Source organism: Micromonospora hortensis (assembly GCF_022230935.1).
Taxonomy (GTDB): domain Bacteria; phylum Actinomycetota; class Actinomycetes; order Mycobacteriales; family Micromonosporaceae; genus Micromonospora; species Micromonospora hortensis.
In genome coordinates this window covers 1-21,563 of sequence record NZ_JAKKFE010000034.1, presented here as the reverse complement: position 1 = coordinate 21,563, position 21,563 = coordinate 1, and the positions used below count along the sequence as shown (strand labels likewise).

19 protein-coding genes, 1 tRNA gene and 1 pseudogene are annotated in these 21,563 nt (G+C 71.0%); 11 read left to right on the top strand and 10 right to left on the bottom strand.

All coding sequences use genetic code 11. The annotated features are described in order from the left end of the window. Positions 1 to 157: 157 nt before the first annotated feature. Complete coding sequence (locus tag NIE111_RS24135) at positions 158 to 499, top strand: hypothetical protein (RefSeq protein WP_238686626.1); 342 nt, start codon at positions 158 to 160, stop codon at positions 497 to 499. Here NIE111_RS24135 and NIE111_RS24130 read toward each other — a convergent pair. The 7 genes from NIE111_RS24130 to NIE111_RS24100 form a co-directional block, all read right to left on the bottom strand. Next, positions 486 to 1,982, bottom strand: coding sequence for a serine/threonine-protein kinase (locus NIE111_RS24130; protein ID WP_238686625.1), 1,497 nt, complete (start codon positions 1,980 to 1,982; stop codon positions 486 to 488). The two genes, NIE111_RS24135 and NIE111_RS24130, sit on opposite strands and share 14 nt — an antisense overlap. 30 nt (positions 1,983 to 2,012) lie before the next feature. After that, positions 2,013 to 2,516, bottom strand: a complete 504-nt coding sequence (locus tag NIE111_RS24125) for a hypothetical protein (protein WP_238686624.1) — start codon at positions 2,514 to 2,516, stop codon at positions 2,013 to 2,015. 202 nt (positions 2,517 to 2,718) lie between these two features. Beyond that, positions 2,719 to 6,366: an adenylate/guanylate cyclase domain-containing protein gene (locus tag NIE111_RS24120; RefSeq protein ID WP_238686623.1), complete on the bottom strand. Its 3,648-nt coding sequence runs from the start codon at positions 6,364 to 6,366 to the stop codon at positions 2,719 to 2,721. Continuing rightward, positions 6,363 to 7,199: an MBL fold metallo-hydrolase gene (locus tag NIE111_RS24115; protein ID WP_238686622.1), complete on the bottom strand. Its 837-nt coding sequence runs from the start codon at positions 7,197 to 7,199 to the stop codon at positions 6,363 to 6,365. Before NIE111_RS24115 ends, NIE111_RS24120 begins: the two co-directional genes overlap by 4 nt. Positions 7,200 to 7,322: 123 nt before the next feature. Then, a complete protein-coding gene (locus tag NIE111_RS24110) occupies positions 7,323 to 7,784 on the bottom strand; it encodes a RidA family protein (protein ID WP_091403351.1) in 462 nt (153 codons plus the stop codon). After that, a complete protein-coding gene (gene sp36, locus NIE111_RS24105; protein WP_007466198.1) occupies positions 7,781 to 7,936 on the bottom strand; it encodes a Sp36 family protein in 156 nt (51 codons plus the stop codon). The genes NIE111_RS24110 and sp36 overlap by 4 nt, the downstream gene beginning before the upstream one ends. Before the next feature lie 44 nt (positions 7,937 to 7,980). Then, positions 7,981 to 8,463 carry a hypothetical protein gene (locus tag NIE111_RS24100; protein ID WP_238686621.1) on the bottom strand — a complete coding sequence of 161 codons (483 nt, stop codon included), beginning with the start codon at positions 8,461 to 8,463 and terminating at the stop codon, positions 7,981 to 7,983. A 617-nt stretch (positions 8,464 to 9,080) separates the two neighbouring features. Between NIE111_RS24100 and NIE111_RS24095 the strand changes: the two are divergent. The 3 genes and pseudogenes from NIE111_RS24095 to bagB form a co-directional block, all read left to right on the top strand. Then, positions 9,081 to 9,671 (top strand): annotated as a pseudogene (locus NIE111_RS24095) (Rv0361 family membrane protein); the annotation flags it as partial. 26 nt (positions 9,672 to 9,697) lie between these two features. After that, positions 9,698 to 10,675, top strand: a complete 978-nt coding sequence (gene bagA, locus NIE111_RS24090) for an ATPase BagA (RefSeq protein ID WP_238686620.1) — start codon at positions 9,698 to 9,700, stop codon at positions 10,673 to 10,675. A gap of 53 nt (positions 10,676 to 10,728) precedes the next feature. Beyond that, a complete protein-coding gene (bagB, locus tag NIE111_RS24085; RefSeq protein ID WP_238686619.1) occupies positions 10,729 to 11,880 on the top strand; it encodes an ArsA family ATPase in 1,152 nt (383 codons plus the stop codon). A gap of 6 nt (positions 11,881 to 11,886) precedes the next feature. Here bagB and NIE111_RS24080 read toward each other — a convergent pair whose 3' ends face one another. Next, a complete protein-coding gene (locus NIE111_RS24080; RefSeq protein ID WP_030328078.1) occupies positions 11,887 to 12,207 on the bottom strand; it encodes a WhiB family transcriptional regulator in 321 nt (106 codons plus the stop codon). Between the two features lie 406 nt (positions 12,208 to 12,613). Between NIE111_RS24080 and NIE111_RS24075 the strand changes: the two genes are divergently transcribed. Further along, positions 12,614 to 15,031: a penicillin-binding protein gene (locus tag NIE111_RS24075; protein ID WP_238686618.1), complete on the top strand. Its 2,418-nt coding sequence runs from the start codon at positions 12,614 to 12,616 to the stop codon at positions 15,029 to 15,031. Between the two features lie 114 nt (positions 15,032 to 15,145). Here the strand turns inward: NIE111_RS24075 and NIE111_RS24070 are convergent, their stop codons facing one another. Continuing rightward, a complete protein-coding gene (locus tag NIE111_RS24070) occupies positions 15,146 to 15,601 on the bottom strand; it encodes a GatB/YqeY domain-containing protein (RefSeq protein ID WP_196929129.1) in 456 nt (151 codons plus the stop codon). A 25-nt stretch (positions 15,602 to 15,626) separates the two neighbouring features. On the opposite strand from NIE111_RS24070, the gene NIE111_RS24065 reads away from it, so the two are divergent. From NIE111_RS24065 to NIE111_RS24040, 5 genes are all read left to right on the top strand, one after another. Next, complete coding sequence (locus tag NIE111_RS24065; protein WP_238686617.1) at positions 15,627 to 16,520, top strand: metallophosphoesterase; 894 nt, start codon at positions 15,627 to 15,629, stop codon at positions 16,518 to 16,520. A gap of 84 nt (positions 16,521 to 16,604) precedes the next feature. Continuing rightward, positions 16,605 to 16,681, top strand: a tRNA-Pro gene (locus NIE111_RS24060). A 592-nt stretch (positions 16,682 to 17,273) separates the two neighbouring features. Continuing rightward, positions 17,274 to 17,618, top strand: a complete 345-nt coding sequence (locus NIE111_RS24055) for a hypothetical protein (RefSeq protein WP_238686638.1) — start codon at positions 17,274 to 17,276, stop codon at positions 17,616 to 17,618. A gap of 334 nt (positions 17,619 to 17,952) precedes the next feature. Then, the gene (locus NIE111_RS24045) at positions 17,953 to 18,378 is read left to right on the top strand and encodes a hypothetical protein (RefSeq protein WP_238686637.1); all 426 of its coding nucleotides are present in this window, start codon (positions 17,953 to 17,955) and stop codon (positions 18,376 to 18,378) included. Positions 18,379 to 18,518: 140 nt separating this feature from the next. Beyond that, on the top strand, positions 18,519 to 19,343 hold the full coding sequence (locus NIE111_RS24040) for a class I SAM-dependent methyltransferase (protein ID WP_238686616.1): 825 nt from the start codon (positions 18,519 to 18,521) through the stop codon (positions 19,341 to 19,343). 152 nt (positions 19,344 to 19,495) lie between these two features. On the opposite strand, the gene NIE111_RS24035 is transcribed toward NIE111_RS24040, so the two are convergent. After that, positions 19,496 to 19,969, bottom strand: coding sequence for a hypothetical protein (locus NIE111_RS24035; protein WP_238686615.1), 474 nt, complete (start codon positions 19,967 to 19,969; stop codon positions 19,496 to 19,498). A 150-nt stretch (positions 19,970 to 20,119) separates the two neighbouring features. Between NIE111_RS24035 and NIE111_RS24030 the strand changes: the two genes are divergently transcribed. Next, entirely contained in the window at positions 20,120 to 21,403 is a 1,284-nt protein-coding gene (locus NIE111_RS24030) for an MFS transporter (RefSeq protein WP_238686614.1), read from the top strand. Positions 21,404 to 21,563: the final 160 nt, after the last annotated feature.

Here is a 21,563-nt window from a genome sequence, read left to right as displayed (position 1 = left end):
CTACCGGAAGGGCCTGCGGAATACCGAGAGTAGCCGTTCTTGTCCAATCCGTGTGGGTGCCGTGGACCCTGTCGAGTCGGCGCCTCGGATCGATGCCGATCGGCGCGGCGGTCGGCTCTGCGGTTGACAGCCGGCCTAGTCGCGACATGCTGGACGGGTGAGCCGATTGTCCAGACCCGATGCGCGCACGGTGGCGGTGCTCGCGGCGCTGGGAGCCCTAGCGCCGCTGGTCATGCTGGTCGTATGGCGCCGACAGGACCTCCTCGGCGTGGTTCTCGCGCTGCTCTGCGTGCTGATGACCATGGTCACCGGGGTCGCGGTCTCCGCCGCCCGTCAGGTCGACGATCCGGAGCCGGCGGACCGGTCGGCAGTCGTCGGGCCGCCCGAACTGATGCCGTACGGGATCGACGCGGACACCCTCGACGCCCTGGACCCCCGTGACGCATTGCGTGCGGTGCGTGACCGTCGGCGCGGGTCGAACGGGCTCAGCGGCCGGTGAGCGTGGGCGCGGAGAGCCCGTCCACGCCGCGCCCCGCCAGACACCGGTAGGTCCGGTCGATGCTGCCGTCGACCGGCGGTAGCACCTCCAGGTGCCAGCCGGTCGCCTCGGCGATCCCGGTGGTCAACCGGAACGTCGTTGCGCTGCACACCTGCCGCACCGGCTCAGCGGCGGCCACCTCGTCGTAGTCGGCGCCGACCAGCGACACCGGCAGGATGCCCTCGGCGTACGTCTCCCAGGTGTGTCGGCCGGCGCAGGACAGCCGAGCCGCCTCGGCGCGGCTGCCGCGTATCCGCATCGGGCCGAAGCACTCCAACTCGGGCAGGCACCGGGCACCCTCGGGCAGGGCGGTGGGCGCACCGGTGCCGGTCGCGCAGCCGGGCAACGGGCCGGTCGCCGGTGCGGCGATCTGGGTGGCCGACGGGTACGGGACGGGTGGTGGCGCCCGGTCGGCGACCCAGGCCCCGGCGGTCGCGGAGGCGGCGAGCGCGAGCACACCGGCGCCGCCGAAGATCCAGCGCCGCCACCGTCGACCGGCGGGGTCGGCTCGCTGAGTGTCCTCGATGGGCGATCGGGGCACCGGCTGGTTGGCCGCGTACGGGCCGGAGAGCGTCGCGGCACCGCTGACCGGAGCGCCGCTGACCGGCGCCGCCGGTGAGCCGAGTGGCAGGTTGCTGAGCAGGTCGTGCAACTCCAGGGCGGAGGGACGCTCGCCCGGATCGTTGGCCATGCCGACGCGCAGCACGTCGATCAGCTCGTCCGGCACCCCGGGCAGGGCGGGGAGCGGCTGGTTGAACATCTCCAGCACTGTGACAAGGCTCGGGTTGCGCTCGGACTGCCAGCGCGGCGGCCTGCCGTGCATCACCGCGTAGAGGGTGGCGCAGAGCGCGTACACGTCGACGGCCGGCGACGGCGGGCTGTGGCTGAACATCTCCGGCGGCGCGTACGCCGGGGTGAGCACCTCCAGGGTGACCGAGGCGTCCCGGTGCTCGGCGAGGACGGCGAGCCCGAAGTCGGCGAGCACCGCCGAGTTGAAGTGCGAGTAGAGGATGTTCGCCGGCTTCACGTCCCGGTGCAGCACCCCGGCGGCGTGCGAGTGGGCCAGCGCGTCCGCGATCTTGATGCCGAGGTCGCGGGCCTCCACCGGCGCGAGTGGCGAGGTGCGCATCCGTTCGGCGTACGAGCCGTCGCAGAGCTCCATGATCAGGTAGGGGTGCTGGTCGACTGTGACCCCCACGTCGAAGAGGTCCACCACGTGCGGGTGGGACGACATCCGGCCGGCCGCCCGCGCCTCACGCAGGAAGCGGGCCTGATCGCGCTCGCTGTCCAGCGTTCGGTTCTCCACTTTGACGGCGACCTCGCGACCCACTGAGATCTGGGTGGCCTGGTAGACGGTCGCGTACCCGCCCCGGGCAAAGACCCGCAAATCGGTCAGGCCGGGCACGATCGGCACTGGCAGGCCGCCGGTCGGGGTGTCGGTCACCGCTCGAAAATACCCAACCCGACCGATGGCTCAGCGCACCGCGTCCGCCGGAGCCGCACCGGCGGGACCGGTACCCTCCTCGGCGACCGCAGTCGTCCCGGCACCCTCGGACGATCCGATCCCGCCAGCCGGGATGCCCCGCCGGGCGTCCAGGCGCAGACCGATGGCGGTGGCCACGGCACCCAGCCCCTCCCACGCCGCCACCCCGAAAAACCGGTCGGGAGCGATGTCGGCCAGCACCGCGATCGTGAACACGGTGAACGTGACCAGCCGGAAGACCACTGTGAACCGGTAGAACGCCCGCCACTCGGTCACCGTGGCGAGCAGGTAGTAGACGCCCATGTTGAAGGCCGCCATCGAGGACGCCAGCAGGAACGTCCCGGTGTGATCACCGACGGCCCGCGTCGCCGGCACCTCGAACCCGAGCATGCGCAGCTGCGCCTCCGGCCAGAGCAGCCCGACCGCGCCCATCACCAGCGCCAACACGCCGAAGACCGCGATGGTCCAGCCCGCGATGGATCGCGGCAGCTTCATGAACGGCCTCCCCAGGCACGGCGACGGTCACCACTGTGGACCCGTACGCGGTGGTGACACGCTAGCCGCTCCCCCCGACCACCACATCCCCAGAACCGGCAAACTGCCCGCACTGGTTCACGTTGATCAAGAGATTTCGGTCATCGACCTCCCGACTCCTGACGCAAACCTCTTGATCAACAGCGGAGGGTGAGGGGTGGGGTTAGACCAGGGCGGTCAGGCGGGTGTGGAGGGCGTCGGCTGCGGCTCGTTCACTGCGCTGCTCTGTGGCGTACGCCAGGCGGACCGCCTCCTGCGCACAGGACAGCGCCTCCGCCGGACGACCGCAGGCGGCCAGCGCCTCGGCCAGCACACTCGCCGCGATCACCTGGCTGCGCACGTCCTCGGCCGGTGCGGTGACCGCTCGGCGGGCCCAGTCCAACGCCTGCTCCCGCTGACCGTGAGCGAGCAACGCCGCAGCGTACTGGGCCATCGTCTGACGGCGGGAGAAGAGCAGCGACGGTGCGTTCGCGGCGGCCGTGGCCACCGGGGCGAGCAGCCCGACCGCTGTCGCCGAGTCGCCGGCCGCGAGACGGGCCGTCGCCAGCAGCACCCGGGGCGCCACCTGCGCCGGCGCCTGCGGGTTGTGCGGCTCCACTGCGGTCAGCACCGCGCGGGCCACCCGCTCGGCCGTCTCGCAGTCGCCCATGTCCAACGCGACGAAGCCGCGCAGTGTGCCGGCCATCCCGGTGAGCAGCGGATGCGAGGTGCGCTCCGCGTACGCCAGGGCGTCGGTGAGCAGGTCCGCCGCGTGCTCCGGCTCGCCCAACCCGCGCGCCACCACCGCCCGGACCACCAGGGCGAACCCCCGCCCCCAGTCGTCGGACGCGGCGGCGAACTCCCGGTACGCCCGCCGGGCCTCCCGGTCGGCCTCAGCCAGGTCACCCAGTTCGGCAGTGGCGAACGCCGCCACCGCGCGCAACGTGCCCACCGCCCACGCCTCGCCGACCCGTTCGCCGAACGGCAGGAACACCTGCGCCATCCGACACGCCTCGCGCAGTCGACCGGCGAGCAGCCGCGCGAACGCAGTGGTGCCGCGCAGCCAGGCCCGCCCGTACGGGTCCTTCAGCTCGGCGAAGAGCCGGGCGGCCCGGCCGAGCACCGCGTCGGTCCCGGCGAAGTCACCCCGGGTGGTGGTCACCCAGGCCAGGTTCTGTAGGGACCACGCCTGCCCGCGTCGGTCCTGCGCACCGAGGCTGACCTGGTACGCGGCCGCCAACCGGCTACTCGCCTGACTCAGCCGCCCCGCCACGAAGTCGGCCATGCCGAGCCGGCGCATCGCCGTGGCACGCTGCGTGGGCAGCCGACCCTCGGTGGCCACCTGCAACGCCTCCTGCCAGGCGGTCACCGCCCGACCCTGATCGCCGAGGGTCTCCTGCGCCTGCCCCGCCAACAGCAGGGCGCTGACCCGGGTGACCTCGTCCCCCGCGTTCGCGGCGATCTTCTCGGCGTACGCCAACGCGTCGGTGACCCGGCCGACCTGGAGCAGCGCTCGGGCGTGCACCACCCGATCGGCTGCCGGCACCCCGTCGCGGGCCAGTTCGGTGGCGCGCTCGGCGTACTCGACGGCCATTGCCGGCTCACCGGCGGAGAGCGACCGGCGGGCGGCCCGGCCCAGCGCGGCGACGCCGAGCGGGACCACAGCTCGGGCCGGCGCGTCCGGGCGGAGCTTCACCGCGTCGGCGAGCGTGGCGGCCCGCTCGACGTGCGTCGCCACGAAGTCGTCCCGGGCCTCGTCGGTGAACCCGCCCACACTGCTGGCAGTGGTTTCGTCCGCTGGTGCCGCCCAGCGGGCCAGCGCCGCGTGCCGCTCGGCCAGCTCGGCCTTGCTCACGCCTGCGTACGCGGCCTCCCGCATGAGCGGTGTGGCGAACGAGTAGCCGGCACGCGAGCGGTGCAGCATGCGGCGTTGCAGCAACTCCTCGACCGCCCGGTCGAGCTCGACCGCGACCACTGCCGACGGCCGACCGTCGCGACCGCCGCGCTGCTCCCGCATCGCCTCCAGCGCGCCGGTCGGCACCGTGTCACCGGTGACCGCCGCGTCGCGCAGCACCGAACGGGCGTCCGGCGGCAACGCGTCGATCCGGGCCGCGAGAACGGCGGCGAGGTCCCGGGAGAGCAGCCGGCTGCCCAGCGAGCCCGGTACCAGCCGCCAGCCGGTCGACCCGCCCTGCTCCCGCTCGCCGGAGCCGACCCGATCCACCGCGGCACCCCGCGTCGAGGCGGTGCCGCGCACTGATTCGGTGGTGAGCGCCCCTCGTTCGATAAGCAGGGTGACAAGCTCAGCCAGGTAGAACGGATTGCCCTGCGCGGTGGCGAGCAGACGGTCGGTGTCGGCCTGCGGCAGCTTGCCGCCGCCAAGGTAAGTGGTGAGCAGCCGGGCCGCGTCGGCACCGCGCAGCGGCGGCAGCGAGTGCACCTCGGCGTCCGCGACCCGGGTCAGCGCGCCGGCGGTGCGCACCAGCTCGGGGCGGCCGAGCAGCAGCACCAGCACCGGGCCGGTGAGCCTGGACAGGGTCAATCCGAGGGCACTGATCGTCTCGGCGGTGGCGTCGTGCAGGTCGTCCACCACGATCACCAGCGGCGCCTCCGAGGCGAGCCCACTGAGCAGGTCGGCGACAGCGTTCGGCACCACCTCGGCGTCCGCCGCCGGAGTGCCCGACCCACCCCACTCGCCGCTGTCGTTGCCACCGTGTGCCGGAAGTTCGGCGTAGCCGAGCAGGGCCAGCAGTTGCTCCGTGGCGATCGGCGGTGTCTCCGCACCGGAGCGGGCGAGCCGCTGCCCGAGTCGGCGCAGCCGCTCCTCGACCGCCGGGCGGGTCAGCGCTGTGGACGCGTCGCTGGGCAGACCGACGGCGGCCCGCACCAGATCGGCCAGGGGCGCAAGGCGTCGCCGCTCCCCGAAGGCGGCACAGCGCACCGAGAGCACCCGGGCACCGGTGTGCGCCGCGTAGCGGCCAGCACCGACGTCGTACCCGGCGGCGAGGCGCTCCACCTCGGCGGCGAAACGGGACTTCCCGATGCCCGCCTCGGCGGTCATCAGCAGCACCCGTGGATCGCCCTGGTCGATCACCTCGGCGAGTCGGCCGGCGACCCGACCGATCTCCGTCTCCCGGCCGACGTACGGCGCCTCGTCGCCGAGCCCCGAGCGGGTGCCCGGCGCGTCCAGCAGACCCAGCAGCTCGTACGCCTCGACCGGCTCACGCTTGCCCTTGAGCCGCAGCGGGCGCAGCGCCCGCCAGGAGGAGACGTGCCTGGTCGCGGCGGCGGTACGACCACCGGCGTAGACGGCTCCGACGGCGGCGGCGTCGGCGAGCCGGGCCGCGGTGTTCACCGTGTCGCCGATGACCGTGTATTCGATGGCGGCCTGGATGCCCGCGATGACGTCGCCGGTGTTCAGCCCGACCCGCAGCCCGAGCGGCGCGCCGCCTCCCCGCTCGTCGTCGAGCACCCGGCGGACGGCCCGTTGCATGGACAGTGCGGCTCGGACGGCGCGTTCGGCGTCGTCCTCGTGCGCCACCGGGGCGCCGAAGACCGCCATGATGCCGTCACCGGTCAGCTTGTCGACGTGCCCGCCGAACGTCTTCACCGCGCCGGCGAGGGCGGCGAGCACCCGGTCGGTGACCGCGCCGACGCGTTCCGGGTCGAGATCCTCCGACCAGGAGGTGAACTCGGAGAGGTCACCGAAGAGCACGGTGACCACCCGGCGCTCGGCCGCCGGCAACGTGGCGGCGGCCGGCAGCGCGGCGCCACAGTTGTGGCAGAACCGCGCGCCGGGAACGGCAACGGTTCCACACACGGGGCAGGTCACATGTGCTCCAACCCACTGACCCCGGGCGCGGATTCCCCGGTGTCGACGCCCAGATACTCCAGTTGGGCCCGGACCGACCATTCGGCCGCCCACCAGAGTGAGCGGTCCACGTCCGCGTAGACCGTCGCCACCACGTCGGCGGGGGTGTGGGCGCCGGCGGCGACCGCCGCCCGGACCTGGTCGAGCCGGGCCCGGCGGTGGGCGAGGTAGAAGTCGGCGGCGGCGGCGCAGTCGGCCAGTGCCGGGCCGTGTCCAGGCAGCGCCGGGATCCCCCGGTACGTGGACAGCAGCTCCAGGCTGCTCAGGTAGTCACCGAGGTGACCGTCGGGATGGGCTACCACGGTGGTGCCCCGGCCGAGGATGGTGTCACCGGTGAGCACCACCCGCTCGTCGCCGTGCTCGACCAGGAAGCAGACCGAGTCGGCGGTGTGCCCTGGCGTCTGCAGAAGACTGATGCGCAGACCGAAGCCGCCGAAGTGCTCGCCCGGCTCGGTCAGCGGCTCACCACCGATGGTGTGCGCCGGGTCGGCGGCGAGCACGTGCACGCCGCCGAGCAGCTCACTCAGCCGGGCCGCGCCCTCCGTGTGGTCGGGGTGGCCGTGGGTGATCAGGATCAGCCCGACCGGGCCGTGCTCGGCGATCCCTGTCAGGTGCCCCTCGTCCGCCGGCCCCGGGTCGACCACGATGCCGGACTCGGCCGCCGGGGCGCGCAGCACCCAGGTGTTGGTGCCGTCGAGGGTCATCGGCCCCGGATTCGGCGCACGCAGCAGTGAAACCCAGCAGGGCAACTCGTCGGCAAGCGCCGCTACCGCCCCCGTCACGTGCCCGCTCATGGCTGCGATCGTACGACCCCGCCCGCCACACCCCACGATCTTGCACTCGCGGCCCCTGGTTCATCCCGATTGGGGGCTTTCGTCCAAGCAGAAAGTGCAAGATCGCGGGGCAATGGTGACGGGTCAGGCGACCTCGACGATCAGCTCGATCTCCACCGGGGCGTCCAGCGGCAACTCGGCCACACCTACGGCACTGCGCGCGTGGCGGCCGGCCTCCCCGAAGACGGTGCCGAAGAGATCCGAGGCACCGTTGATCACGGCGGGCTGACCGGTGAAGCCGGGCGCGGAGGCCACGAACCCGGTCACCTTGACCACCTTCACCACGTTCTCCAGGCCGACCAGCGAGTCGACAGCGGCCAGCGCGTTGAGCGCGCACCGCTGGGCCAGATCCTTCGCCTGCTCGGCGGAGATCCCGGCGCCGACCTTGCCGGTCGCCAGCAACTTGCCCTCGGCCATCGGCAACTGGCCGGAAACGTACACGTGCTGCCCGGACTGCACGGCCGGGACGTAACTGGCCACCGGCGGCACGACCTCGGGCAGGTCGAGACCCAGCTCGGCGAGCTTCGCGTGCGGACCGTTGCTCACGCCTTGGGCCGCTTCAGGTAGGCGACCAGCTGGTCCGGATTCGGGCCGGGGACCACGGCGACGAGCTCCCACCCGTCCTCGCCCCAGTTGTCGAGGATCTGCTTGGTCGCGTGGACCAGCAGCGGGACCGTGGAGTATTCCCACTTCTGCATCGCTGAAGGGCTCCCTCTCGGTGCGGAATTGTTCGAGGGACAGCCTACGGTCCGCTGGCCGGACGAGGTACGGGACGCTGCTCCGGCGCGGCCGGCAGCTCCCCGCAGCGCCCTTCGTGCTCGTACCCCTGGGGGCAGCGGGACCGGTCGGGCAGCAGCAGGTCGCAGAAGACCCGGTGCCGGTTGTTCTGATCGTCGGCGTTGGAGACTGTGGTCTCGCCGGCGTCCAGCTCGGGCAGGAAGCCCAGGGACACAGCGACCCGGCCGGCCAGCACGGTCGCCGCGGCCAGATTCGGCACCCGGATCGGCAGGTGGATGACGAAGCCCGGCTCGTCGTCCTCGCGGGTCCGCTCGGCGGGCTGGCTGGGCACCTGGGCCGGCTCCGCCTGCTCCGGCATCCGGCGGTACGACCGTTCGTTGATCGGCTGGTTGGTGACCTGCCCGCCGGCCTCGCCCACGGACCCGAGCCGGCGGGGCCGGTCGTTCGTCGGGAACTGGGTGCGAGGGATGTTGTCCGCGTCGCGCATGCACTGCCTCCGGTCGTACCTCTCGGACCATGCTTCCGGCCCGGACCCATTCGTCCGTTCCGGCCCCCGCACCGGGACGAAGGTAGGTCTGTGGCTGCGGTCCCGCCAACAGGACGCGCACAAGAGGTCACCAACAGTCACATATGCGACACACCGCAGGTCGGGGGCCCGACACCGAAACCGCAGCGGGTACCGCTCACCGGATCGCTGGGCCGCTCGGCGGGCAGGGGCGACACCGATCCGGTCATCGACCGCTACCCTTCCGGTCGGACGGTCGCGCAGCGCCCGGCCGCCCGCTCGATCACGCTCGGCGCCAGGGGTGGCGGCGGGCGCCGCACCCCTGGGGGAACGACATGACCCACCCGCCCAGCGGCGACCAGGCCGGCACACCCGCTCACCCGCCGGTCCACCCGGATCCCGCCGGCCAGCCCGGCGCGCCGACCATCCCCAGCCAGCCGGCCCCCGCTCCGCCGCCCGGGCAGCTCGCCCTCCCCGCCTCCCCCGCCCAGCCGGCACTTCCCGCCGCCCCCACCTCACCGGCCTTTCCCGGGCAGCCCAGCGGCCCCAGCCAGCCAGCCTTCCCGGGGCAGCCTGCCGGCCCCAGCCAGCCGGGCTTTCCGGGGCAGCCTGGCGGCGCTGGGCAACCGGAAGCGCCTGGCGGCACCACCTCGGCCGCCGCGTCGACGCAGCCGGGTGCCCCGAACTCCTCGTCGATTCCGCCGGCCCCGCCGGCCTATCCGCCCTACCCGAGCACGGCCGCGCCGAAGAAGAAGCGCGGTCTGCTGATCGCGGCAATCGCCCTGGTCGTGATCATGGTGCTCTGCGTGGGAGGTGGCGTGGTGGCCTTCCTGACCCTGCGCGACGCCGAGACCGGCGAGGGCGCCAAGGAGCCGGCGGTCGCCGTCGACGAGTTCCTCACCGCTGTCTACAAGGATCGCGACGCGACGAAGGCGGCGGATCACGTCTGCGCCGCTTCCCGTGACGACGACAAGATCGCCGCGAAGGTTGCCGAGGTGGAGAAGTACGCCTCCACCTACCAGAACCCGCGCTTCCGGTGGACCACCCCGAAGGTGGACAACCAGACCGGGGAACGGGCCACCGTCTCCACCCGGCTCACCATGACCACAGCCGACGAGAAGGTGGCCGACCAGGAGTTGCGCTTCACTGTGGTGCAGAAGACGGGTTGGTGGGTCTGCGAGGTCGCCTGACCGCACAGCCTGGATAGGCTCGACGGGTGTGTGCAGCTGAGCGTCCGATCGACCCGGCCGGTACCGGATGGCCCGCCCGTCTCCACGTGGTGACCGGCAAGGGCGGCACCGGTAAGACCAGCGTGGCGGCGGCGCTGGCCCTCGCGCTCGCCGCCGGCGGCCGGCGCACCCTGCTGGTCGAGGTCGAGGGGCGGCAGGGCATCGCCCAACTGTTCGGCATCGAGCCGCTGCCTTACGAGGAGCGGCACCTCGCCGACGCGCCGGACGGCGGTGAGGTGCGTGCGCTCGCTGTGGACGCCGAGGAGGCGCTGCTCGAGTACCTGGACATGTTCTACAAACTGGGCGCGGCGGGCCGGGCACTGCGCAAGCTCGGCGCCATCGACTTCGCCACCACCATCGCGCCCGGCCTGCGGGACGTCCTCCTCACCGGCAAGGTGAAGGAGGCCACCACCCGCACCACGGGGCAGCGGCGCGCGTACGACGCGGTGGTGCTGGACGCCCCGCCGACCGGGCGGATCGGCCGGTTCCTCAACGTGACGGCGGAGACCGCCCGGCTGGCCAAGGTGGGCCCGATCAAGACCCAGAGCGAGGGGGTCGCGGCGTTGCTGCGGTCCCCGATGACCGCTGTGCACGTGGTCACGCTGCTGGAGGAGATGCCGATCCAGGAGACTGTCGACGCGATCGCCGACCTGACCACTCTCGGCTTCGGTGTCGGGAAGGTGCTCGTCAACGGGGTCCGACCGCCGCTGCCCGCCGGAGCGGCGGTCACCGCCGCCGAGTTGAAACGCGGGCTGGTCGCCGCCGGGCTGCCGGCCGATCAGGACATCGTGGCCGGGTTGCACGATGAGGCGCGCGACCAGCTCATCCGTCGCGAACTGGAAGATTCGCTCCGCGCCGACCTGGTGGAGTTGGGGCTGCCGATGATCGAGCTGCCGTTGCTGCCCGACGGGGTTGATCGGGCGGGGCTCGCGACGCTGGCCCAGGCCCTCGTCCGCGCCGAATGACTCACACCTGAGCGCAGCACGGGCGCGCGGCCCCACCGGCCCGATACGCTCGATTGGTGCCTTCCGAAGACGCGGCGCCGCAGCTGGACGTCGACCAGATCCTCGCCGACCCCGGCGTGCGGATCGTCGTGTGCTGCGGTGCCGGCGGAGTGGGAAAGACGACCACGGCCGCGGCGCTGGCGCTGCGGGCCGCCGAGCACCACGGCCGGCGCACTGTGGTGCTCACCATCGACCCGGCCCGCCGGCTGGCCCAGTCGCTGGGCCTGACCGAGCTGGACAACACCCCTCGCCAGGTCAAGGGGATCGACGTCGAGAGCAGCGGCGGCGAGTTGCACGCCATGATGCTCGACATGAAGCGCACCTTCGACGACGTGGTGTTGCAACACACCGACCCGACGAAGGCCGCGGAGATCTTCGCGAACCCGTTCTACCAGGCGATGAGCTCGACCTTCGCCGGCACCCAGGAATACATGGCGATGGAGAAGCTGGGCCAGTTGCACGCCCGGGGCGAGTGGGACCTGATCGTGGTGGACACTCCGCCGTCCCGCTCGGCACTGGACTTCCTGGATGCGCCGGCTCGGCTCTCCCGCTTCCTCGACGGCCGGATGCTGCGACTGCTGCTGGCCCCGGCGCGCAGCGGCGGTCGGAGCATGTTCAGCCTGGTCACGGCCTCGTTCGGGATGTTCTCGAAGGTGGTGCAGAAGGTGCTCGGCGCGCAGCTGCTCACCGACCTGTCCGGCTTCGTGGCGGCACTCGATTCGATGTTCGGTGGTTTCCGGCAGCGCGCCGAGCAGACGTACCGCATCCTGCAGGCACGGGAGACGGCTTTTCTGCTGGTTGCGACGCCGGAGCCGGACGCGGTCCGGGAGGCCGCCTACTTCGCGGGTCGGCTGCGGGACGAGCGGATGCCGCTGGCCGGCCTGGTGCTCAACCGGGTGCACCGCCCGGCGGTTCCGGAGCTGGACGCCGAGCGGAGCCGGGTCGCCGCCGAGCGGCTGACCGAGCTGGGTGGGCATGAGGCCACCGCCGACGTGCTGCGGGCGCACGCGGCGTTGGCTCGCCAGGCGGTACGCGAGCAGCAGGTCGCCGCGCGCTTCACCGAGGCGTTCCCTGCCGTGCCGGCGGTTTCGGTCACGGCGCAGCCCGCCGACGTGCACGACGTCGACGGGCTACGGACGATCGGCGCGGCGATCAGCCGGCCGTGACCGGCGTCAGTTGGCCGCGCTGACGAGAATCTTGTCCTTGCCGGCCTTGTCCTTGCTGTTCTTCTTCATCGCGGCCTCGAACATCTTGCGCCAGCTCGTCACCTGCGGGTGTCGACGCAGGAGCGCCCGTCGTTCGCGTTCGGTCATGCCGCCCCACACACCGAACTCGATCCGGTTGTCCAGCGCGTCGGCCAGGCACTCGTACCGAACTGGGCAGCTCCGGCAGATCCGCTTCGCCACGTTCTGTTCGGCGCCCTGTACGAACAACGCGTCCGGGTCCCCGTTCTGACACGCCGCCAGCGACGGCCAGTCAGTGATCATGCCCATGTGTACACGTCCCCCCTTGCAGTACCTACCGACCTCGTCGATACACGCCAGCCGGCAATTCCCCCCGATCGCCCGCTCGCCTTCCCCAAGGCGGCACGGACGACATGTGGCGCTGTCGCCGCCCCCATCATGCTCTGTAGTCGACTGATTACGCAACGTTGTCGACGAAATCCATCATTCCGGACACTCCCGGCTTCCCGGGCCTTCGACCGCCGGTTACCCCGCCGAGGTCGGCGATAACGCTGCGCCGCCTCACCGAATCGGAGGAGACTCACGCCGGGTCACACGCAACCAAGCACCGGGGGTCGTGCGTTTAGCACAACGAGGGCAGCGCGCGCAGGAAATGGGGCAACAACGCCCAGGCGCCCCTCGTTCCCTACTCGCGTACCATGCCGAGGTGACCTGGATGCGGAAACGTGACCACAATGTGCTGACCAATGCCGCATCGCTGCTGGTGTGCGGCCTGCTGGCCGGCGTGGTGGTCGCTGCGGCGGCCTTCCCCGCGGTGGCGATGTCCGGCCTGGCCGCGAAGGCCGGCGCCGAGACGTTCGGCGCCCTGCCCACGGAGCTGACGGTGGCCCGCGCGCCACAGATCAGCTATCTGTTGGCGTCGGACGGCAAGACACCGCTCGCGACCATGTACGACGAGAACCGACGAGACGTGAAGCTCGCCGACATCTCGCCGTTCATGCAGAAGGCCATCATCGCGGCCGAGGACCACGACTTCTACAAGCACAACGGCGTCGACATCAACGGTGTCGCCCGCGCGTTCGTCAACAACCAGAGCGAGGGCTCCGGCCGCCAGGGCGCGTCGACGCTGACCATGCAGTACGTCCGGCTGGCCATCGCCTACTCGGCCACCCACCCAGCCGACGTCGTCGCGGCCACCGAGGACACCAGCGCCCGCAAGCTTCGCGAGATGCGGCTGGCCCTCCAGGTCGACAAGGAATTCTCCAAGGACGAGATCCTCACCCGCTACCTCAACCTCGCCTCGTTCGGCAACGGCGCGTACGGCATCTACGCCGCCAGCCAGGTCTACTTCGGTAAGCCGCCGAGCAAGCTCAAGATCGAGGAGGCGGCGCTGCTGGCCGGCATGGTCAAGGCGCCGACGACGAACGACCCGACCACCGAGGCGGGTTACCCGCTCGCCAAGGACCGTCGCGACTACGTCATCCAGAACATGGCCGACATCAAGGCCATCACCCAGCAGGAGGCCGACGCCGCCAAGGCGATCAAGCTGGTCGTGAAGGACAAGCGCACCCCGAACGGCTGCGTCGCCGCCAACGTCAACGAGTGGGGCTTCTTCTGCGACTACTTCTACCGCTGGTGGATGGATCAGGAGACGTTCGGCTCGACCAGGTACGACCGGGAGCGCCGGCTGAAGAGCGGCGGCTACAACGTCGTCACCTCTATCGACATCAAGGCGCAGCGCGCCGCGGACAAGGCGGTCCGTAAGGCCAAGAGCGTGAACAGCAAGGAAGCGGCAATGGTCGCCGTGATCGAGCCGGGCACCGGCCGGGTCCGGGCGCTCGCGGTCAACAGGCAGTTCAAGCTCGACGACCCGAAGAACCCGAAGAACAAGATCTCCAGCGATCCCGCGAAGAGCAAGAAGAAGATTCGGGGCAACTACCCGGCGACGGTCAACCCGCTGCTCACCGGCGGTGACGGCATCACCGGCTACCAGGCCGGGTCGACGTTCAAGATGTTCACCATCGTCGCGGCGCTGGAAAAGGGCATCCCGCTCGGCCACACCATCAACGCGCCCAAGCAGTTCCGGTCGGAATACATCATCCAGCCCGGCCCAGCCGCCTGCCCGGGGACCAACCTCTACTGCCCCACCAACTCGACCGAGAGCATGGCCGGCGTACACAACATGTGGAGCGCGTTCGGCCGCTCGGTGAACACCTACTTCGTGCCGCTCCAACAGCAGGTCGGCGCCGAGAACGTGGTCAAGGCCGCCAAGCGGCTGGGCATCAACTTCCGGGCCCAGGAAGACCTGGATCTGGAGAAGGGCGCGCACCAGTGGGGCGCCTTCACCCTGGGCGTCTCGCAGACCACTCCGCTGGATCTGGCCAACGCCTACGCCACCCTCGCCGCGGACGGCAAGTACTGCGAACCGATCCCGGTGCAGGAGATCCGCGACCCGGAGGGCAACAAGCTGGACATCGCCAACCCGCGCTGCGAGAAGCGGTTCAGCACCGAGGTGGCCCGCGCCGCTGTGGACGCGGCCCGGTGCCCGGTCGGTGACAAGTCGTCGTCCTCCCGGTGCACGGGGGCGACCGCCGGAAACGTCCGTGGCGACGTCGGTTACCCGGTGGCCGGCAAGTCCGGCACCACCGACTCGGAGAAGACCGCCGCACTGGTCGCGATGACCAAGCAGTACTCCGTCGCCGGCATCATGGCCGACCCGGACTGGCCGCAGACCAACGTGAAGATGAAGCACAAGGAGCAGGACGGCATCAACCCGCCGGTCTGGGAGACGCTGCGGGACGCCATGAAGGGCAAGCCGAAGATCGACTTTGAGGCGCCGGGTCAGAAGATCTCCCTTGGTGACCAGCGCAGCATCCCCGACGTGAAGTGTGTCTCGGTGGACACCGCGAAGTCCCGGCTCAAGGGTGCCGGCTTCGAGCCGGTCGTCTCCAGCACGAAGGTGCCGTCCTCCTGCAAGGCGGGCGACGCGGCCGGCACCAGCCCGGACGGACGCACGATCAAGGGTGGCGTGGTCACCATCGAGGTCAGCAGCGGCGGCGGCACGCCGGGCAACACCAACGGGACTCCGGGCGGTCAGCCCGGGGGCCGACCCGGAGGTCGCCCCGGCGGCTGAGCCGACGAGTAGGACACAACGGGCGGGCACCCTCCTTGGGTGCCCGCCCGTTTCGTCTGTCCGGACCGGCGGGCGGCTACGACAACCGTCGTGCCACCCCGCTGACCTGCCGGGTCAGAGACCGAGCTGTCGGCGTACCTCAGCGGCCACCCGGCCACCCTCGGCCTGGCCCGCCACTGCGGCCTGGGCCGCCTTCATCGCCGGGCCCATCTGGGCCTTGCCGGTGAAGCCGCCCGCGGCGAGCGCCCCCGACACCAGCTCGGTCAGGTCGGCGTCCGAGAGCTGCCTGGGCAAGTAGCGGTCCAACACCTCACCCTCGGCGCTCTCCTTCGCTGCCTGCTCGGCGCGCCCGGCGTCGGCGAAGGCGGTGGCCGCCTCCCGACGCTTCTTGGCTTCCTTGGTCAGCACCGCGAGCACCTCGTCATCGGTGAGCTCGCGCTTGGCCTTGCCGGCGACCTCGGCGGTGCCGACGGCGGCCAGGGCCATCCGCAGGGTGGAGGTGGTCAGCTCGTCGCGCGCCTTGAGCGCGGAACGCATGTCGGCAGTGAGGCGGTCCTTCAGCGTGCTCATGGACGGTCAAACTACCCTGAACGCCATGCGAAAGCGCACACTATTCCGGCTCGCCGCCGGAACCGCCACGATCGGCGCGGCCACCCTCGCGTACGCGTCGCTCGTCGAGCGCAACATGTTCACCCTGCGGCGGTACGACGTGCCGGTGCTCCCGGCCGACGCGGAGCCGCTGCGCGTGCTGCACCTGTCGGACCTGCACATGATGCCCGACCAGGCGCGCAAGCAGCGCTGGGTGGCGTCGCTGGCCGCCCTCGACCCCGACCTGGTGGTGGTCACCGGCGACAACATGGCGCACCCGGGCGCGGTGCCCGGGGTGCTGCGGGCCCTGCAACCGCTGCTGGACTACCCCGGCGCGTTCGTGTTCGGGTCCAACGACTACACCGGGCCGGTGTTGAAGAACCCGTTCACCTACTTCCTGCCCGACCGGGAGTACACCGAGGGCGTCGAACTGCCCTACGAGGAGTTGCGTCAGGTCTTCATCGGCTCCGGCTGGGCGGACCTCAACAACGCCCGGACGATGCTGAAGGCTGGCGGTCGACAGCTCGACCTCGTCGGCGTCGACGACCCGCACATCGACCGGGACGACTACCCCTCCGTGGCCGGCGCGGTGTCGTCCTCGGCGGACCTGTCCATCGCGCTGACACACTCACCCGAGCCACGGGTGCTCGACCAGATGGCGGCGGACGGCTTCGGGCTGCTGCTGGCCGGGCACACCCACGGTGGTCAGGTCTGCGTACCGGGCTTCGGGGCGCTGGTGACCAACTGCGGCCTGCCCCGCTCAATGGCGCGCGGTCTGCACCGGTGGCCGGGCTCGGACTCCTGGCTGCACGTCTCCGCCGGCCTGGGCACCCACCCGACCGCCCCGATCCGCTTCGCCTGCCCCCCGGAAGCCAGCATCCTGACCCTCATCCCCCGCTGACCACTGCGCCGTCCGCTGGCCGGGGCGACGGGGGTACCGAGTTTGACCATCGGGGCGGGTGGGCTACTATTTGTCGGCACGCCTCGGGGTGTGGCGCAGCTTGGTAGCGCGCTTCGTTCGGGACGAAGAGGTCGTCGGTTCGAATCCGGCCACCCCGACCAGAGGTAAGAGGGCACATCCGATTCATGGATGTGCCCTCTAGTGCTTCCTGGGTGACCAATTGAGTGACTAGGACCATTCGACGGTTTGCACCGACAGCGAACGGCCCCCTGCGGTAACAGAGGGCCGTTCTGTCCGAGGTGCGCGCCTCACTCTCATGGCTCACATCTCGCTCCCGTCAACGAGACTGGACCTACTCTCGTGAGTAGCGCAAAGCAAGTTACTCGGAAGTAACCATGGATTGAGTAAAGTAGCGATCCACACAGGTCGATAGATTCTCGGCATTTATGCAGCTCAGGCCCCCTTCCTGCCGCTAGGCAATGAGTCCCATCGACGGGACCCGTGGAACCGCGCATGAGGCCGATATCCGGCGCTACGCCCTTGCCTACTCAATCGACGTGACAACCTCTCAAACACCGTGACGCCGCCCCACTGTCGATCGTTTCCCCGAGAAGAGCGCCCCACGTCGCGCGTCTCGCTGGCGGTAACCGGCAGACGCTCAAACGCGACGTGGGGCGACATGTCCGAGGTAGCACATGGGACGCCACGCCCGAAGTAAGTCGTCAGCCATCACACACTCTCAAGGAGACACACGTGTCCAACAGCACCGCCAGAAGTAACCGCGACCTCAATGCCAGCCAGGAGCGCTCGGCCGTGGTGCCTCAGCCACGGAGTTCACAGGATCCGATCGGTGGTGAACACCGACTAGCGCTCGACCAGCACCGCTACCTCTTGACCGAACGCCACTTGTTGATCCTCGTGATCGCCTTCGTGGTCGGACTCCTGGCCGGTGTGGCCGCCGGGGTTAGCGTCGCTGTGCAGGCACAGGCGTCACTGGGCACGGGACCATGCGTCTTGCTAGGCATCGCCAGTGGTCTAGTAACTATGACCATGGCCAGCTTGGCCGTAGCGAAAACCCTCCACAAGCTCCTGCGGTAGGACACGGGTGCAAGGTGTCCTGCCCTGTGGGGCAGGGCAGGACACCTTTCCTACGTTCTGTCGGATCCGGGGATGATCCGGTCCATGGCCAGCGGTCGACGCCCTGGGCGCGAAGCTCGCGCAGCTTCCGAGCGCCCAACGCCGGGATGATGTGGGTACGACACAGGATCTCGCACTTAGTCTTGGTGCGGTCTGATCGGCCGTTGAGTCCATAGGTCAGCCAGTCAGTGACGGCTTCGGTGACGGTGTAGTGGTGCTCGGTGATGGCTAGCCCGTCTTCGTAGTCGCGGATCTGCTCCCGCAATTTGGCGCGGGCTTCGTGGAGGACGGCCAGGTGACCGTCCTGGCTGCTCCCACTGTGGGCGGCGACTGGATCGGTGAGGTGTCGATCGCCCCCGATCAGCCACGGTCCGACGGCGTGCTCGGCACCGGCACCTCCTTCACCACGACGGCCGACCCCACCGATCCCGCCGGCGTGCTGGCCGTGCCCATCGGCGTTGAAACCGGCGGTAGCGAGGGTCAGCAGCTCCTGCTCGTGGTGACGCCGGCAGCCGCCACCACGGTGCGTGTCCTGCGCGACGGGCAGGAGGTGGCGCGGAGCGCCGTCAGCGGCTCCGGGGCGGCCATGCGGGTGCCCCGTCCCACCGCGGGCCTTGTCGTGGAGGCGCTGGACGCGTCCGGCGCGACGATTGCCAGCGGTCAGGTGTCCAAGCAGGGCTCCCAGCGGACAATCCAGACCGACACCTGGAACCAGGAGTGAGACGGCCACCTGCACGGTGACGCCTATCGGACACCGCACCGACGGCCTTCAGCTGCTGGTATAGGTGTTTCTACCGATCCCCCGAGGGGCTACCGCCCCTAACGTCAGTGGCACACCACACCGTCCGAGGGGGACCACCGATGACCATCGCACCCGATCTCACCGCCGTGAAGGCACGCCAGCAGGTGACCTGGGCCAGCGGTGACTACGGCGCGGTCGCCGCGCTCATCCACCCGATCTCCGAGCTTCTGGTGACCGCTGCCGACCTGTCGGCCGGCGCCCGCGTACTCGACGTGGCGACCGGGTCCGGCAACGCCGCCATCGCCGCCGCCCGCTGCGGCTGCGTCGTGACCGGCGTCGACTACGTACCCGAACTGTTGGAACGCGGCCAGGCCCGCGCCGCTGCGGAACGACTCCCGGTCACGTTCGTGACCGGCGACGCGGAGCGACTGGCGTACGCCGATGGGTCCTTCGACGCGGTCCTCTCCGTCGTCGGGGTGATGTTCGCGCCGGACCAGGAGCGGGCGGCGGCCGAGCTGGTCCGGGTCTGCCGGCCCGGCGGCACTGTGGCGCTGGCGTCGTGGACGCCGCAGGGCTTCATCGGCGACCTGTTCCGCACCGTGGGGCGGCACGTGCCGCCACCGGCAGGGCTGCGCCCGCCGGTCGAGTGGGGCGACGAGGGCCGGGTCCGCGAACTGCTCGGCGCGGCCGTGGGTGAACTGCGGGCGGTACGCCGAGAGTTCGTCTTCCGCTTCGGCACCCCGGAGGAGTTCGCCGACTTCTTCCGGGTCAACTACGGGCCGACGTTGAAGGCGTTCGAGGCACTGCCCGAGGAGCGACGCCCGGGCCTGCACGCCGATCTGGTGGAGCTGGCCCGCACCCACAACCGCGCCACCGACGCCACCGTCCGCATCCCGGCGGAGTACCTGGAGGTCGTGGCGCAGCTGACCCCCGACCGGGCCTGACACCCGTCCGCGCCACCCCGTTCGAGGTGGCGCGGGCCGGTCAGTCCTGCCGCTCGGCGTGCGCGACCTCAGTCCTGCCGCTCCGTGCGCGCGACCTCAGTCCTGCCGCTCCGTGCGCGCGACCTCAGTCCTGCCGCTCCGTGCGCGCGACCTCAGTCCTGCCGTTCGGTGCGCTCGATCTCCGCGAACGCGGCGGCCAGGTAGTCGTCCAACGGCACGCTGGTCGCCGCCAACAGGTCTGCCACCAGCAGCGGAGCGTGTCGCGCCAGCGTCGACGCGTCCGGCGGTGACTCGTCGCTCTCGGGGTCGTACACGCCCAACGCGCCGGCCAGCAGGACGAGCACGACGTGCGGGTCGACATCCGTTCGCCACCGCGTCGACTCCTGCACGCAGCGGGTCAACACCTGGCGGATGTCGTCGCCGGTCAACCCGTCCGGATGGCTCTCCTCCAGCAGCAATCGGACCACCGCGCCGAGCACCAGGCCGGAACGCTCGTCCGCGGCGAGACCGCCGACCGCCTCGTCGTACGCCTCACCGTCGCGTGCCTGGGCGGCGGCGACGGCCGTCGTTGCGGTCAACGCGATGGCGCGGGCGGTAGCGGGCAGATGTCGCCAGGTGCCGGTCATCGCGCCAGCATCGCAGACCCGGCGGACACCAACCGGCCACGATCACGGCGAGTGGATCAACGTGGGATTGGTCACCCGCCGGTCCCGGTGACCGCGAGGCGTGGTCAAAACGGTTCGCGCGGCGTCAGCCCCACCGAACAGAATGCCGGCATGCTGCGTCGTGCCCTGCCCCGCCGTTCGGAAGCTCGCCGGATCCTCCTCGGCACACTGCTGTCGGCGGTCGGGCGGGGTCTGACCCTGCCGTTCCTCTTCATCTACCTGACCGACGTACGCGGGCTCACCGACACCCGTGCCGGGCTCGTCATCGGCTGGTACGGCGTGGTCACGCTGGCCCTGTCGCCGCTGGGCGGGACTCTGATCGACCGGATCGGCGCCCGCCGGGTGGTGGTGCCCTGTCTGCTGATCGAGGCGATCGGCACCGGGTCGTTGGCGCTGGTCCACTCCACCGGCTCGGCCCTGCTGGTGATGACGGTGATCGCCATCGGCAGTTCGGCGATCTGGTCCGGGCAGAACACCATCCTCGCGTCGCTGACCGACGACGATGAGCGGCAACGCGTCTTCGGGTTGAACTTCGCCCTGCTCAACCTCGGCATCGGCATCGGCGGCATGACCTCCGGCGCGATCGTCGACACCGCCCGGCCCGGCACCTTCCAGGCGATCTACCTGCTGGACGCGGTGACCTACCTGATGCCGGCGCTGATCCTGCTCACCCTGCCGGGGGTGGGCCACCGACTCGGCAAACGTCGAGGCGTCGACGAGCCGTCGGCCGGTGGCTACCTGACGGTGCTTCGCGACCGCCCGTTCCGGCGGCTGGTGATCTTCGGGCTGATCCTCACCACCTGCGGCTACGCGCAGGTGGAGGTGGGCTTCGCCGCGTACGCGGTGCGGGTGGCCGAGGTGAACCCCCGGGTCGTGGCCTGGGCACTCGCGGCCAACACCGTGATGATCGTGCTCGCGCAACTGCTGGTGATCCGCCGGATCGAGGGGCGCAGCCGCACCCGGGCGTTGGCAGTGGTGGGAGCGGTGTTCGCCGCCGCCTGGCTGGTCCTCGGCGCGGCCGGCCTGGTCAGTGCCGAGAACGCCGTGCTGGCCGCCCTGTGCGTGGTGCTCTGCTCGGCCATCTTCGGTTTCGGCGAGACGATGCTGTCACCGGTAATGCCCGCACTGACCAACGCGCTGGCCACCGACGAGCTGCGCGGCCGGTACAACGCCATGAGTTCGATGATCTTCGGAATCAGCGGTGTGATCGGCCCGGTGACCGCCGGCCCGCTCATCGGCGCCGCCAACGGCATGGTCTGGGTGGCGACGGTGGTCGGCGGCTGCCTGGTCGCGTCGCTGGTCGCGCTCTCCCTGCGCCGGTTGCTCACCACGGATCAGGACGGCCTCACGACGACCACCCCGGCATCCCCCACGCCCACGCCCGCCCCCGCCTGACCTCGAACGCGCCCCGCGCCCACGCCCGCCTCCGCCTGACCTCGACCACGCCCCGCGCCCCGCGCCTGCCGGTGTCTGCGCCTGCCCGCGCCTGCCCGCCCGCGCCTGCCCGTGCCTGGCCGCGCTTGCGCCTGCCCGCGCCGCTCGCGCCTGCCCGCCT